We start from the raw sequence: 14,455 nt of genomic DNA on the forward strand, positions 1-14,455 counted from the left end.
CGCGCCCCGCACCCCTAGGGGGCTGGGGGCGTCCGGGGTGGAGGGTTGCCCTGACCCGGGGTGGTGCGGGTTCGGGTTCGGTGCTTTCGCTTCAGGTAGGCGTATGCGGCCGATACGGCCGCCACGACGATCACGACCACGGGCAGCACCAGATCACTGGCCGAACTCCCGGAGTCGTGGGTGCTGTTGGCGAGAGCGGGGGCGGCGGAGACCAGGCTCCAGCACAGAGCGGCGAACGTGCCCAGGGCGGCACGGCGCCGGGCTCTTCCGACGGGCGGCGTCACGCTCCGAGCGTATGGCCGAAACAGAACCCTGGCGACCGGAAAGCGCCCCTGCGCCTCATCCTGTTAGGGGCGCGGGGCTGTGACATGGTGCGGCTCCGCCGCGCGGGCGCGACCGGCCCCCACTGGCTCGCAGCCGAACGGCCACCCCCTGAAGGCCCCTCCGGCGTTTGAGGAGCCGGGGTTCAGGGGCGGAGCCCCTGAGCAGGGGGCCAGCTAATCTGGGGCCCAGGGCATCGGAGGGGGAGACGCAGGCGTGGGCGCGATACGCAGGTGGTGGGGCGGCCGCGGAGGTCGGTGGACGCGGCGCACCCTGCTCGCCACCACGCTGGTCATAGTCGTCACCCTCGCCGCCGCCGGAGTGGCGCTTCGCGCCCAGTACGCCGGCGCCCCCGGCGAGGACACCCGCACCCGCGGCCGGGACGCGTACTGGCTCGGGCACGCCTGGGTCGACGGCCGCAAGAACGACAAGGACCTCGACGCCTTCGCGGCCAAGCTCCGCGGCAGTGGCATCAAGGACCTCTTCGTGCACACCGGCCCCCTCGACCACGACGGCACCCTCCCCGCCACCCGCTACCCCACGGCCCGCTGGCTGGTGGAGGGTGTGCACCGCAGGCTCCCGGATGTCCGGGTGCAGGCCTGGCTGGGGGATCAGCTGGCCAGCGAGGGTCCCGTCGGGATGCGGCTCGACAACCCCGCCACCCGCACCGCCGTCGTCACGACCGCCCGCCAGGTCCTGGACGGCGCCCGCTTCGACGGCGTCCACTTCGACCTGGAGCCGCTGCCCTCGGGCGACAGGAACTACCTCGCCCTGCTCGACTCGCTGCACGCCCTCACCAAGCCCCGCGGCGCCGTGCTGTCCGTGGCCGCGCACCAGATAGACCCGCTGCCCGCTCTGCACTCCGCGGCCGAAAGCCTCACCGGCCACGGCAAGTGGTGGGCGCAGGCCTACTTCGGGCAGGTGGCCCGCCGTGTCGACCAGATCGCCGTGATGTCGTACGACACGGCGATGCCCGTCCAGAGCCTGTACGGCGGTTACGTCGCCCGCCAGGCCGCGCTGGCCCTCCAAGTCACCCCGAAGCAGACCGACTTGCTGATGGGTCTGCCGTTCTACGACGACGAGAGCATGTCCCACCACGGCTCCGCCGAGACGGTCGAGGCGGCCGTGCGCGGGACCCGCCTGGGCCTGGCCCGCACCGACCGCCACCGCCAGCACTTCGGCGTCGCCCTGTACGTCGACTTCGCCGAGCGCGATGAGGACTGGGCCGCCTATCGAAAGGGCTGGGGAACGCCTCGGAGTTGATGGTCCGTCAGGAGTCGCGGCGTCGGATCCGGCTTCCCAGCCACACCAGCGGGTCGTACTTGCGGTCCGCCGCCCGTTCCTTCAGCGGGATCAGCGCATTGTCGGTGATCTTGATGTGCTCGGGGCAGACCTCCGTACAGCATTTGGTGATGTTGCAGTAGCCGAGCCCGTGCTCGTCCTGGGCGGTCGCCTTGCGGTCCAGGCCCGCCTCGGACGCCGCGTCGAGCGGGTGCATGTCGAGCTCCGCGACGCGCATCAGGAAGCGCGGGCCCGCGAAGGCGCCCTTGTTCTCCTCGTGGTCGCGCACCACATGGCAGGTGTCCTGGCACAGGAAGCACTCGATGCACTTGCGGAATTCCTGTGAGCGCTCCACGTCGATCTGCTGCATCCGGTACTCGCCCGGCGCCACCCCCTTGGGCGGCACGAACGCCGGCACCTCCCGCGCCTTCGTGTAGTTGAACCCCACGTCCGTGACCAGGTCCCGTACAACGGGGAACGCCCGCAGGGGAGTTACCGTGATCACATCCGCCGGGTCGAACACCGACATCCGCGTCATGCACATCAGCCGCGGCCGCCCGTTGATCTCGGCGCTGCACGAACCGCACTTGCCCGCCTTGCAGTTCCAGCGGACCGCGAGGTCGGGGGCCTGGGTCGCCTGGAGGCGGTGGATGATGTCGAGGACCACCTCGCCGTCGTTCACCTCGACCGTGAAGTCGGTGAGCTCACCGCCGCCGGTGTCGCCCCGCCAGACCCGGAAGCTCGCATCGTACGTACTCACTCGTACAGCTCCTCTTCGGCGAGGTACTTGACCAGCTCCTCCTTCTCGAAGAGGGAGAGCAGATCGGCACGGATGGGGTCGGTCTCCTCGCGTACCAGCCTGATCTGGCCGCGCTCGGAGTCGGGCGGGGCCAGACCCTCGGTGGGGTCGGCGAGGTGGCAGAGCAGGTTCACCCGGCGCCAGGCGCGGTCCATGCCGGGCCAGTCCTCACGGGTGTGGCCGCCGCGGCTCTCGGTGCGCTCCAGGGCGGCCCGCGCCACGCACTCGCTGACCAGCAGCATGTTGCGCAGGTCGAGCGCGAGGTGCCAGCCCGGGTTGAACTGGCGGTGCCCCTCGACCCCGGCCCGCCGGGCCCGCATGCGCAGCTCGGCGAGCTTGCGCAGCGCCTGGTGCATCTCGCCCTCCCTGCGGATGATGCCGACCAGGTCGTTCATGGCCTGCTGGAGCTCCTGGTGCAGGGTGTACGGGTTCTCGACGGGCGAGCCGTCCTCGGGGGCCTCCGCGCTGAACGGGCGCAGGGCCTCCGCGGCCGCCGTGTCGATCTGGATCTCGTCCACGGCGGGGCGCGCGGCGAGCGAGGTCGCGTACTCGGCGGCGTGCAGCCCGGCCCGCCGGCCGAAGACCAGCAGGTCGGAGAGCGAGTTGCCGCCGAGCCGGTTGGAGCCGTGCATGCCGCCCGCGACCTCACCGGCCGCGAACAGGCCGGGCACGCCGCGGGCCGCCGCGGTGTCCGACTCGACCGCGATGCCGCCCATCACGTAGTGACAGGTCGGCCCGACCTCCATCGCCTCGGCCGTGATGTCCACGTCCGCCAGCTCCTTGAACTGGTGGTACATGGACGGCAGCCGGCGCCGGATCACCTCGGCGGGCATGCGTGTGGAGACGTCCAGGAAGACGCCGCCGTGCGGGGTGCCGCGGCCCGCCTTGACCTCGGCGTTGATGGCCCGGGCGACCTCGTCGCGGGGGAGCAGCTCGGGCGGGCGGCGGTTGTGGTCCGGGTCCTCGTACCAGCGGTCGCCCTCCTCCTCGGACTCCGCGTACTTCTCCTTGAAGACGTCCGGCACGTAGTCGAACATGAAGCGCTTGCCGTCGGAGTTCCTGAGCACCCCGCCGTCGCCGCGCACCGACTCGGTGACCAGGATCCCCTTGACCGACGGCGGCCAGACCATGCCCGTGGGGTGGAACTGCACGAACTCCATGTTCAGGAGCGGCGCCCCGGCGAGCAGCGCGAGCGCGTGCCCGTCGCCGGTGTACTCCCACGAGTTGGACGTCACCTTGAACGACTTGCCGATGCCGCCGGTCGCGAGCACGACCGCGGGGGCCTCCAGGACGAAGAAGCGGCCGCTCTCGCGCTCGTAGCAGAAGGCGCCCGAGACGCGCTCATCCTCTTTCAACACCCTGGTGACGGTGCATTCCTGGAAGACCTTCAGGCGGGCCTCGTAGTCCCCGAACTCCTTCTTGTCCTCCTGCTGAAGACTGACGATCTTCTGCTGGAGGGTGCGGATGAGCTCCAGGCCCGTACGGTCGCCGACGTGGGCGAGGCGCGGGTACTCGTGGCCGCCGAAGTTGCGCTGCGAGATACGGCCGTCCGCCGTGCGGTCGAACAGGGCGCCCCAGGTCTCCAACTCCCATACGCGCTCGGGGGCTTCGCGGGCGTGCAGCTCCGCCATGCGCCACTGGTTCAGGAACTTGCCGCCGCGCATGGTGTCGCGGAAGTGGACCTGCCAGTTGTCGCCGGAGTTCACGTTGCCCATGGAGGCCGCGATGCCGCCCTCGGCCATGACGGTGTGCGCCTTGCCGAAGAGGGACTTGCAGATCACCGCCGTACGGGCGCCCCGCTCGCGTGCCTCGATGGCGGCCCGCAGGCCCGCCCCGCCCGCGCCCACCACGACGACGTCCCACTGCTGCCGTTCGAGTTGTGTCATGTCTAGAAGAACCTCGGATCGTCGAACGCCCCGGTGGCGAGCAGATACACATAGAAGTCGGCGAGCGCGACGCTGATCAACGACGCCCAGGCGAGCAGCATGTGACGCTCATTCAGCTTTCCGACCCAGCCCCAGAGCCGGTAGCGCACCGGATGCCTGGAGAAGTGCCGCAGCCGGCCGCCGATGATGTGCCGGCAGGAGTGGCAGGACAGGGTGTACGTCCAGATCAGCGCGATGTTGACCAGGAACACCAGACTGCCGAGCCCCATGTGGCCCCACCGGTAGTGCTCGTCGCGGAACGAGAGCACCGTGTCGTACGTCAGGACGCCGGCGACCAGTACCGCGAAGTAGAAGAAGTACCGGTGGACGTTCTGCAGGATGAGCGGGAAACGGGTCTCGCCCGAGTACTTCTTGTGCGGCTCGGCCACCGCGCAGGCGGGTGGCGAGGCCCAGAAGCCCCGGTAGTACGCCTTGCGGTAGTAGTAGCAGGTCAGCCGGAAGCCGAGCGGGAAGACCAGGATGAGGAGCGCGGGGGACAGGCCCCACCAGCTGCCGAAGATCTCCGCGTTCGGGCCGTGCCGCATGGGTGCGCAGTTGTCGGCGAGGCACGGGGAGTAGAACGGCGAGACATAGGGCGCGTGGTAGTAGTCCGCATTCGCGAACGCCCGCCAGGTCGAGTACGCGATGAAGGCGAGCAGCCCCGCGGCGGTCACGGCCGGCGCCAGCCACCAGCGGTCGGTGCGCAGATGGCGGGGCGCGATGGCGGCGCGCGAGGCGTCGTGGACGCCGGTGCCGGTCCCCGCCGGGGGAGAGGGTTCCGTGCCTGTGGCCAAGAGTGGCTCCAGTGGAGGTCAGGGGGCGCGTCGGCCGCGGGACCGGGTGCTCCCGAGCCCTTCGTCGTCCGCATCGGTCCAGAGCGAGGTGTCGTACGGGGTGTCGGGAATGGTGACCAGGTCGGGCCGTGGCGCCGTGGCGCCGGGCGCCGTCTCGCGGAGCAGCGCGAGACTCTCGCGCAGATGCTCGGCGTCCGTCTTCACCCGCCTGATCTCCAGGCCGTGCCCGACCTGTTTCTCCAGTCGCCCGACGCTCTTCACGAGGTCGTCGAGGCAGCGCTGAGCCGCCGTCAACTCGTCCTGCAGGGACATGACTTGCCTGCCTTTCGCCGGAGCGGGTGGCAATGTTCATGCGCCTGAGAGTGTCGCGCCTCACATGCGCGGTTGTGAAGGTGCGTGCACGACGTTGTGGGGTTGCGGAATCGGGGCGCGCCCCCTATAGGGCCGGTGTTCGAGACGGGGCCGGCCGGGGCGGCCGTGTTCGCGGGTGCGTTCGGCCGCACGGGTGGGGTTGGGGGCCCACTGCGCCGTGTCGCCGCCCGGGCGGCGGGCCCGTCCTCTTCAGTGGCTGGGATAGGTGTGATCATCGCGAAATGGCATCAAGTCCCACAAATCTGACGAAGAGGTACAAGCCATGTCCCACGTCGGTGACCCGAACGGGAGGGCGCCCCGGATCGTCACGGCGATCCGGACCGCGGCCTCCGTCCGGTCGCGCTCCGTCGCGCTCCTGACCACCGGGGCGCTCGTGCTCCCCGTGCTGCTGACCGGCTGCGGCTCGGACAGCGGGACCCCGGTCGGAGCCGCGCCCCAGGACATCGCGGTCGCGGAGCGGCCGCACGTCGCCGACGGGGGCACCCTCAAGTGGGCCGTCGACGCCATGCCCGAGACGCTCAACACCTTCCAGGCCGATGCCGACACCGCGACCCAGCGGGTCGCCCAGGCCGTGCTGCCCGCGCTGTTCACGCTGGACGAGCGGGGCCGGCCGCAGCGCAACGCCGACTATCTGGAGTCCGCCGAGGTCGTCACCCGCGAGCCCAAGCAGGTCGTGCTCTACAAGCTCAACCAGAAGGCGGTGTGGAGCGACGGCCGCGAGATCGGCGCCCCCGACTTCGTGGCCCAGTGGCGCGCGCTCAGCGGCAAGGACTCGGCGTACTGGACCGCGCGCAACGCCGGGTACGAGCGCATCGAGAAGATCGAGAAGGGTGCCAACGACCTGGAGGTCAAGGTCACCTTCGCCAAGCCGTACGCCGACTGGCGCTCCCTGTTCAGCCCGCTCTACCCGAAGGACATCACGGGCACCCCCGACGCCTTCAACGACGGCGCCCGTACGAAGCTGAAGGCGACCGCGGGTGCCTTCCGGCTCAAGGAGGCGGACCGCGCCAAGGGCGTCGTCACCCTGGAGCGCAACCCGCGCTGGTGGGGCCACCCGGCCAAGCTCGACACGCTGGTCCTGCAGGCCGTGCCGCGCGACAAGCGGGCCGCGGCCCTGGCCGCCGGCACCGTCGACATGGCCGAGATCGACCGCGCGGACGCCGACCGCATCACGCTCGCCGAACGCGACCAGGGCAAGGCCGTCACCCACGGCCCGGCCGCCGCGATCACGCCCGCCTCCGCGCTGCGCTCCTGGGCGATCGCCCACAGCGGCGAGGAAGAGAAGGCCGAGGCGGAGCAGGAGGCCCGCAAGGAGAGCCGGGCCGCCGTCGAGACGTACGCCAAGGAACAGGCCGGGCTGCGGGGCTTCGCCATCCGCAAGACCCTGGAGCCCGCCTACACCCAGCTCGCCCTCAACGGCGCATCCGGCCCGCTGGCCGACGAGCGGGTCCGGCGCGCGATCGCCCGCGCTCTGAACCGCCGGGAGCTCGCCGAGGAGGTCCTCAAGCCGCTCGGCCTGCCCGCCACGCCCCCCGGCAGTCACCTCGCGCTGGCCGGCCAGGACGCGTACACCGACAGCAGCGACGCGCTGGGCAGCCATGACGAGAAGGAGGCTCGGGCGCTGCTCGCGGATGCCGGGTGGACGCCCGAAGGCGCCCGGATGAAGCCGAAGCAGGTCCCCGCCAAGGCGGGCGGCGAGGCCGACGGCGAGGACTCCGACGACGGCAAGCGCCTGGCGGCCACGACCCACCCCGCCACCGGGAACCACCCCAACGACGAGGGCACCTACATCGTCGGCGACGACAAGCCCGGCAGCGCCGGACCCGGTACGTACGGGCTCACCCCGGCCCGCTCCGCCGCCGTCCAGAGTGCCGCGCTGTTCAAGCAGGCCCGCATCTTCGACACCGAGCCCGCCGAGCAGGGCAAGAAGGCCGCCGACAAGAACACCAAGACCGAAGCGCGGCCCAAGGGCGGCGCCCCCGGTGCGTACGCCCCGAAGGGCACCGCGGCCCCCGCGCCGCAGGGCGGCCCGCTCGGCAAGGACGGCAAGCCGCTCACCCTGCGCTTCGTGCTGCCCTCGGGGCCCGGCTCGCAGGCGCTGCGCACCATCGGCGACAGGATCGCGGCCGAGCTGAAGTCCGTCGGCATCAACACCGAGATCGTCAAGGTCGCCGACGACAGCTACTTCAAGGACCACATCGCGTCCGGCGACTTCGACCTGGCCCTGTACTCGTGGCCCGGCACCGCCTACCCGGCCACCGACGACCGGCCGATCTTCGCCAAGCCGGAGCCGGCCGCCGACGGCTCGCTGCTCGTCGAACAGAACTACAGCCGGGTCGGCACGGACCACATCGACCAGCTCTTCGAGCAGGCGGCCGCCGAGCTCGACGAGGACGAGGCCCGCGACCTGGTCCAGAAGGCCGACGCCAGGATCTGGGCGGCGGCCGGCTCGATTCCGCTCTACCAGCGCCCGCAGCTGGTCGCCGTGAAGCCGAATGTGGCCAATGCCGGCGCCTTCGGGTTCGGCACCCCGCACTTCCAGGACATCGGGTTCAAGAAGCCGGAAACGGCGCCCGACGCGACGAAGAACACCAAGAAGCAAAAGGAGAACAGTAAGAAGTAGAACGGAAAACAAGCAGGTCAGAAGCGGGCCCCGGCACCGGCTCCAAGCTCAGAACCTGCTCAAGTCACTTGCCCGCCGGCCCCGCCGGCGGGCAAGGTCGTGTACGCCCCTGACCCAGGCTCAATCACGACGTAGCCCCCTGCTCAAGATCGGCAGAATCGGCCCGGGAGGCCGTCGGCGCGGCGGCCCCGTACCATGGGAGGCAGCCGTGGCCTGTCTGCCCGGCGGGCGGACGAGGACTCGACCGCGTCAGACGCCTGATCCCACGATCGAGAGAAGCGCTAGCCAGCATGCCCACGCGCCACGACATCCGTAACGTCGCCATCGTCGCCCACGTCGACCACGGCAAGACCACCCTGGTCGACGCCATGCTCAAGCAGGCCGGTGCCTTCGCCGCGCACGCCGCCGAGTCGCTCGACGACCGCATGATGGACAGCAACGACCTGGAGCGTGAGAAGGGCATCACGATCCTGGCGAAGAACACCGCCGTCAAGTACCACCCCAAGGATGGCGGCGACGTCATCACCATCAACATCATCGACACCCCGGGCCACGCCGACTTCGGTGGCGAGGTCGAGCGCGGTCTGTCGATGGTCGACGCGGTCGTCCTGCTCGTGGACGCCTCCGAGGGCCCGCTGCCGCAGACCCGCTTCGTGCTCCGCAAGGCGCTGCAGGCCCGGATGCCCGTCATCCTCTGCATCAACAAGACGGACCGCCCGGACTCCCGGATCGACGAGGTCGTCAACGAGACGTACGACCTGTTCCTGGACCTGGACGCGGACGAGGACCAGATCGAGTTCCCGATCGTCTACGCCTGCGCCCGTGACGGCATCGCGTCGCTGACCAAGCCGGAGAACGGCACGGTCCCGGCCGACAGCGACAACCTGGAGCCGTTCTTCTCGACGATCCTCTCGCACGTCCCGGCCCCCGAGTACGACGAGGCCGCCCCGCTGCAGGCGCACGTCACCAACCTCGACGCCGACAACTTCCTGGGCCGTATCGCGCTGCTCCGCGTCGAGCAGGGCGAGCTGCGCAAGGGCCAGACGGTCGCGTGGATCAAGCGGGACGGCACGATCTCCAACGTCCGCATCACCGAGCTGATGATGACCGAGGCGCTCACCCGCAAGCCGGCCGAGGTGGCCGGCCCCGGTGACATCTGCGCGGTCGCCGGTATCCCCGACATCATGATCGGCGAGACCCTGGCCGACCCGGAGAACCCGATCGCGCTGCCGCTGATCACGGTCGACGAGCCCGCCATCTCCATGGTCATCGGCACCAACACCTCGCCGCTGGTCGGCCGGGGCGGCACCGGCAAGGGCGCCCAGGCCAAGTCCGCGGTCAAGGACCGCAAGGTGACGGCCCGTCAGGTCAAGGACCGTCTGGACCGCGAGCTCATCGGCAACGTCTCGCTCCGCGTCCTCGACACCGAGCGCCCCGACGCCTGGGAGGTCCAGGGTCGTGGCGAGCTCGCGCTGGCCATCCTGGTCGAGCAGATGCGCCGCGAGGGCTTCGAGCTGACGATCGGCAAGCCGCAGGTCGTCACCCGCGTCGTCGACGGCAAGGTGCAGGAGCCGGTCGAGCGCCTCACGGTCGACGTGCCCGAGGAGCACATGGGCGCCGTCACCCAGCTCATGGGTGTCCGCAAGGGCCGCATGGACAACATGTCCAACCACGGCTCCGGCTGGGTCCGCATGGAGTTCGTCGTCCCGTCCCGCGGCCTCATCGGCTTCCGTACGGAGTTCCTGACCAACACCCGCGGCACCGGCATCGCCCACTCGATCCACGAGGGCCACGAGCCGTGGTTCGGCACCCTGACGACCCGCAACAACGGTTCGCTGGTCGCCGACCGCGCCGGCGCGGTCACCGCCTTCGCGATGACCAACCTCCAGGAGCGCGGCGTCCTGTTCACCGACCCCGGCACCGAGGTGTACGAGGGCATGATCGTCGGCGAGAACTCGCGCGCCGACGACATGGACGTGAACATCACCAAGGAGAAGAAGCTCACGAACATGCGGTCCTCGTCGGCCGACTCGTTCGAGGCGATCGTCCCGCCGCGCAAGCTCTCCCTCGAGCAGTCCCTGGAGTTCTGCCGCGACGACGAGTGCGTCGAGGTGACCCCGGAGGCCGTGCGCATCCGCAAGGTCGTCCTGGACCAGAAGGAGCGCGGCCGCACCGCCTCGCGCGCCAAGCACAACTGACGTACCCGTACGTTCCGAGGGCCCGGTTCCGCGCTTGTCGCGGGGCCGGGCCCTCGGCGTTGCCGGCCGGGTTTGGACGGGCGCGTACACACGCGCGGGCGATCAAGTTCAAAGGACTGTCAAAGAGCCTCGTGAGGGGTGGCCGGTGCCCTCTACGGTCAAGTTGTTTTAACGGGCACGCTGTTCGGATATCGACCGTCGCTCACCGGAAGATGTGTTAACGGTCCGTTTCGGGCGTGTCTGTCTGTGCTCATTTTGTCCGGATTTCGGGCTGTTGACCGGTACCGATGTTGTCAAAACGAGACCCTTTAAGTGTGGTTTACAGCCCGGCCGTACTTAATAGTTGGCTCCATTGAGCTCGGGTCAATGGGTCACGCACTGTGGGGAGTGCCGACTCACGAGCACACTCGGGGTACTTGACGTCACAGCGCTGTCAGGGGTGTCAGCGCGCGTAGAAGTACCTCTCTTGTAGTGACAAGTGGACTCATGAGGAGGAAACCCATGCGTGGTGCTACGAGCGCCAAGTGGGTCGCGGGAGCGGCAATCATCGCCCTGGGCGCCACCGCTTGCGGCGGCGGCAGCGGCTCCGGCTCCGATGCGAAGGCCGCGGTGGACGCCCAGGGCGTCTACAGCTACCAGAGCAGCGAGCCGCAGCACCCGTTGCAGCCGGCCAACGCGATGGAGGTCGGCGGCGGCCGTATCGTCAAGAACCTGTTCCGCGGGCTGACGGACTACGACCCGGCGACGGGCAAGCTGCGGAACCAGATGGCCGAGAAGATCGAGACCACTGACTCCCAGCACTACAAGATCACCATCAAGACCGGCTGGACCTTCCACGACGGCACCCCGGTGACCGCCTCGTCCTTCGTGGACTCGTGGAACTGGTCGGCCAACACCAAGAACAACCAGGTCAACTCCAACTGGTTCTCGGACATCGCCGGTTACACCGACGTCCACCCCGAGAAGGGCAAGGGCGACCCGACGACCGACAAGATGTCCGGTCTGAAGGCGATCGACGACAAGACGATCCAGGTCGACCTGGTCGCGCCGGTCTCGTACTTCCCGTACAAGCTCGGCTACACCGCCTTCTCGCCGCTGCCGAAGGCCTTCTTCACCGATCCGAAGAAGTACGGCGAGGCCCCGATCGGCAACGGCCCGTACAAGTTCGTCAGCTGGGAGCACAACAAGGCTGTCACGCTGAAGACGTACGACGGCTACAAGGGCGACGACAAGCCGAAGAACGGCGGCATCGTCTTCAAGAACTACACCCAGGCCGAGGCTGCCTACAAGGAGCTCACCTCGGACACCCTGGACGTGCTCGACCAGGTCGACCCGACCGACCTCCCGAAGTACAAGGCGGACCTCGGCAACCGCGCCGTCGACCAGCCGATGGGTGGCATCACCTCCATCGCCTTCGCCATGTACTCCGCGGACTGGAAGGCCCCGGAGAAGGCCAAGGTCCGCCAGGGTCTGTCGATGGCGATCGACCGCGACACCATCACCAAGACGGTGCTCCAGGGTTCGCGTCAGCCTGCCGACAGCTGGGTCGCCCCGGGTGTCGCCGGCTACAAGCAGGGCGCCTGTGGCGAGGCCTGCACGTACAACCCGGCCAAGGCGAAGGAGCTCATCGCCGCGGGCGGTGGCGTCCCGAACAACAAGGTCACCATCCTCTACAACGCCGACGGCGGTCACAAGGAGTGGGTGGACGCGGTCTGCAACTCCATCCGCCAGGCCACCGGCGTCGAGTGCACCGGCGACCCGAAGCCCGACTTCAAGACCGCCCGTGACCTGATCGACGGTCACAAGGTCACCAGCATCATGCGGTCGGCGTGGCAGCAGGACTACCCGCTGAACGCCAACTTCCTGCGCGACATCTACGGCACCGGCGCCTCGGCGAACGACTCGCTGTACTCCAGCCCGGAGTTCGACAAGTTCTCGAAGGACGCCGACAAGGCGACCAACGTCGACCAGACCGTGGCGGGCTACCAGCAGGCCGAGTCGGTCCTGGCCAAGGACATGCCGTCCATCCCGCTCTGGTACTACAAGACCAACGCGGGCTGGTCGAACAACGTCCAGAACGTCAAGTACGACTCCTTCGGCGACCCGGTGTTCACGCAGGTCGAGGTCAAGAAGAAGTAACCAGGTCGGCATCCGGCCCACCCCCAAGCTCCGCAATCGCGGAGCAGGCACAGTGAAGACGCGGCCGGACGCTCCCCCCTACTCTTTGGGGGAGCGGTCCGGCCGCCGTCGCGCCGACCCATCTATGGAGGCACCATGGGGCGTTATGTCGCGAGGCGACTGCTCCAGATGATCCCGGTATTCCTCGGGACGACCCTGCTCATCTTCCTGATGGTGTACGCCCTGCCGGGCGACCCCGTCAGAGCCATGTGGGGCGACAAGGCGGCGGACCCCGCCCAGCTCGCCGCCATCAAGCACCAACTGGGCCTGGACCAGCCGCTGTGGAAGCAGTACTGGGACTACATCTCCAACCTGGCCCACTTCGACTTCGGCATGACCATGTCGGGCCGCAAGGTCACCGACGTGATGGGCGAGGCCCTGCCGGTCACCGTCCGGCTCGCGCTCATGGCCTTCACCATCGAGCTCGTGCTCGGCGTGCTGCTCGGTGTCCTCTCGGGTCTGCGCCGCAACAAGCTCATGGACAAGCTCGTCCTGGTCGTCACCCTGCTGGTGATCTCCGTGCCGATCTTCGTCCTCGCCTATGTCTTCCAGGCGGTCTTCTCGGACGGCCTCGGATGGGTCAAGCCCACCGTCCAGGACTCCATGGACCTGAGCCAGTTGATGCTGCCGGCCATCGTGCTCGGCTCCCTTTCGCTCGCCTACGTGGCACGGCTCTCGCGCACCTCGATCGTCGAGAACCTGCGCGCGGACTACATCCGCACCGCCGTCGCCAAGGGCCTGCCCAAGCGCCGCATCATCACCCGCCACCTGCTGCGCAACTCGCTGATCCCGGTGGTGACCTTCCTCGGAACCGACCTCGGCGCCCTGATGGGCGGCGCGATCGTCACCGAGGGAATCTTCAACGTGCAGGGTGTCGGAAACGCGCTCTACCGCGCCATCAACGGCAAGGAAGGTGCGACGGTGGTCGGTTTCGTGACCGTCCTGGTCGTCGTCTACCTCCTCTCCAGCCTGATCGTCGACCTGCTCTACGCGGTCCTGGACCCGAGGATCCGGTATGCCTGACACCATCGAGAAGACCTCGGTCCCCGGAGCGGCGGCCGTGAACGCCCCGGCCGACCAGGTCGACAAGCCGCGCAGCCTCTGGTCGGACGCGTGGGGCGACCTGCGCCGCCGCCCGGTCTTCATCCTCTCGGCGCTGCTCATCCTGCTGCTCATCGTGATCTCGATCGCGCCGGGCATGTTCACCTCGGTGGACCCGCGCGCCGGTGACCTGCGCAACCACTACCTGACCGGCCCCAGTTGGGGTCATGTGTTCCAGCCCGACTGGTTCGGCTACGACGGTCAGGGGCGCAGCATCTACGCCCGTACGCTCTACGGCGCCCGGGCCTCGATCATCGTCGGCATCTGCGTGACCGCCGCGGTCACCATCGTGGGCGGCATCACCGGCATGATCGCCGGTTACTTCGGCGGCTGGGTCGACACCCTGCTCTCCCGGATCACCGACATCTTCTTCGGCATCCCGCTGCTGCTCGGTTCGCTGGTCATGCTCAGCGCGTTCACCAACCGCACCGTGTGGACCGTGGTGTTCGCCCTGGCCGTGCTCGGCTGGACGCAGATGACCCGTGTCATGCGCGGCGCCGTCATCACCGCCAAGGCCGCCGACTACGTCACCGCGGCCCGTGCGCTCGGCGCCGGCACGTTCCGGATCATGCTCCGGCACATCCTGCCGAACGCGGTCGCCCCGGTCATCGTGGTCGCCACCATCGCGCTCGGCGGCTACATCGGCGCCGAGGCGACGCTGAGCTACCTCGGTATCGGTCTGCAGGACCCGACGATCAGCTGGGGCATCGACATCTCGTCGGCCCAGCGCGTGATCCGCACGGCCCCGCACGCACTGTTCTTCCCCGCGGGCATGCTGAGCCTCACCGTTCTCGCGTTCATCATGCTCGGCGACGCGGTGCGCGACGCCCTCGACCCCAAGCTGCGCTGAGGAGGGCGTACGA

The 14,455-nt window shown here is 69.1% G+C and carries 11 protein-coding genes; 6 read left to right on the forward strand and 5 right to left on the reverse strand.

Annotation, left to right across the window (positions count from 1 at the left end; genetic code table 11):
* Window positions 1–14: 14 nt before the first annotated feature.
* Window positions 15–284, reverse strand: coding sequence for a hypothetical protein (locus tag ABD346_RS25915; RefSeq protein WP_344378126.1), 270 nt, complete (start codon window positions 282–284; stop codon window positions 15–17).
* 262 nt (window positions 285–546) lie between these two features.
* Here ABD346_RS25915 and ABD346_RS25920 point away from each other — a divergent pair, with 262 nt between their 5' ends.
* The gene (locus ABD346_RS25920; protein ID WP_344378424.1) at window positions 547–1,584 is read left to right on the forward strand and encodes a glycoside hydrolase family 18 protein; all 1,038 of its coding nucleotides are present in this window, start codon (window positions 547–549) and stop codon (window positions 1,582–1,584) included.
* Between the two features lie 7 nt (window positions 1,585–1,591).
* On the opposite strand, the gene ABD346_RS25925 is transcribed toward ABD346_RS25920, so the two are convergent.
* Genes ABD346_RS25925 through ABD346_RS25940 form a run of 4 tightly spaced genes read right to left on the reverse strand, consistent with a single transcriptional unit; the run spans window position 1,592 to window position 5,432 of the window.
* The gene (locus ABD346_RS25925; RefSeq protein WP_189962825.1) at window positions 1,592–2,362 is read right to left on the reverse strand and encodes a succinate dehydrogenase/fumarate reductase iron-sulfur subunit; all 771 of its coding nucleotides are present in this window, start codon (window positions 2,360–2,362) and stop codon (window positions 1,592–1,594) included.
* Window positions 2,359–4,287 carry a fumarate reductase/succinate dehydrogenase flavoprotein subunit gene (locus ABD346_RS25930; RefSeq protein ID WP_344378127.1) on the reverse strand — a complete coding sequence of 643 codons (1,929 nt, stop codon included), beginning with the start codon at window positions 4,285–4,287 and terminating at the stop codon, window positions 2,359–2,361. The genes ABD346_RS25925 and ABD346_RS25930 overlap by 4 nt, the downstream gene beginning before the upstream one ends.
* 2 nt (window positions 4,288–4,289) lie before the next feature.
* Window positions 4,290–5,120: a hypothetical protein gene (locus ABD346_RS25935; RefSeq protein ID WP_344378128.1), complete on the reverse strand. Its 831-nt coding sequence runs from the start codon at window positions 5,118–5,120 to the stop codon at window positions 4,290–4,292.
* Window positions 5,121–5,138: 18 nt separating this feature from the next.
* Window positions 5,139–5,432 carry a hypothetical protein gene (locus ABD346_RS25940; RefSeq protein ID WP_344378129.1) on the reverse strand — a complete coding sequence of 98 codons (294 nt, stop codon included), beginning with the start codon at window positions 5,430–5,432 and terminating at the stop codon, window positions 5,139–5,141.
* Between the two features lie 322 nt (window positions 5,433–5,754).
* Here ABD346_RS25940 and ABD346_RS25945 point away from each other — a divergent pair, with 322 nt between their 5' ends.
* The 5 genes from ABD346_RS25945 to ABD346_RS25965 all read left to right on the forward strand — a co-directional run bounded on the left by ABD346_RS25945 (window position 5,755) and on the right by ABD346_RS25965 (window position 14,442).
* On the forward strand, window positions 5,755–8,115 hold the full coding sequence (locus ABD346_RS25945; protein ID WP_344378131.1) for an ABC transporter family substrate-binding protein: 2,361 nt from the start codon (window positions 5,755–5,757) through the stop codon (window positions 8,113–8,115).
* A gap of 290 nt (window positions 8,116–8,405) precedes the next feature.
* Entirely contained in the window at window positions 8,406–10,313 is a 1,908-nt protein-coding gene (gene typA / locus ABD346_RS25950) for a translational GTPase TypA (protein ID WP_344378132.1), read from the forward strand.
* 501 nt (window positions 10,314–10,814) lie between these two features.
* On the forward strand, window positions 10,815–12,452 hold the full coding sequence (locus ABD346_RS25955) for a peptide ABC transporter substrate-binding protein (RefSeq protein WP_344378133.1): 1,638 nt from the start codon (window positions 10,815–10,817) through the stop codon (window positions 12,450–12,452).
* Window positions 12,453–12,587: 135 nt separating this feature from the next.
* Window positions 12,588–13,514, forward strand: a complete 927-nt coding sequence (locus tag ABD346_RS25960; protein WP_344378134.1) for an ABC transporter permease — start codon at window positions 12,588–12,590, stop codon at window positions 13,512–13,514.
* Entirely contained in the window at window positions 13,507–14,442 is a 936-nt protein-coding gene (locus tag ABD346_RS25965) for an ABC transporter permease (protein ID WP_344378136.1), read from the forward strand. Before ABD346_RS25960 ends, ABD346_RS25965 begins: the two co-directional genes overlap by 8 nt.
* The last annotated feature ends 13 nt before the right edge of the window (window positions 14,443–14,455 follow it).

The organism is Streptomyces mauvecolor (genome assembly GCF_039532965.1).
In the GTDB taxonomy this organism is placed as follows: Bacteria; Actinomycetota; Actinomycetes; order Streptomycetales; family Streptomycetaceae; genus Streptomyces; species Streptomyces violascens.

Coding starts and splice junctions, on each gene's coding strand:
- ABD346_RS25965 (WP_344378136.1), top strand. CDS start 13,507: ATGCCTGACACCATCGAGAAGACCTCGGTCCCCGGAGCGGCGGCCGTG.
- ABD346_RS25940 (WP_344378129.1), bottom strand. CDS start 5,432: ATGTCCCTGCAGGACGAGTTGACGGCGGCTCAGCGCTGCCTCGACGAC.
- ABD346_RS25955 (WP_344378133.1), top strand. CDS start 10,815: ATGCGTGGTGCTACGAGCGCCAAGTGGGTCGCGGGAGCGGCAATCATC.
- ABD346_RS25960 (WP_344378134.1), top strand. CDS start 12,588: ATGGGGCGTTATGTCGCGAGGCGACTGCTCCAGATGATCCCGGTATTC.
- ABD346_RS25930 (WP_344378127.1), bottom strand. CDS start 4,287: ATGACACAACTCGAACGGCAGCAGTGGGACGTCGTCGTGGTGGGCGCG.
- ABD346_RS25945 (WP_344378131.1), top strand. CDS start 5,755: ATGTCCCACGTCGGTGACCCGAACGGGAGGGCGCCCCGGATCGTCACG.
- typA (WP_344378132.1), top strand. CDS start 8,406: ATGCCCACGCGCCACGACATCCGTAACGTCGCCATCGTCGCCCACGTC.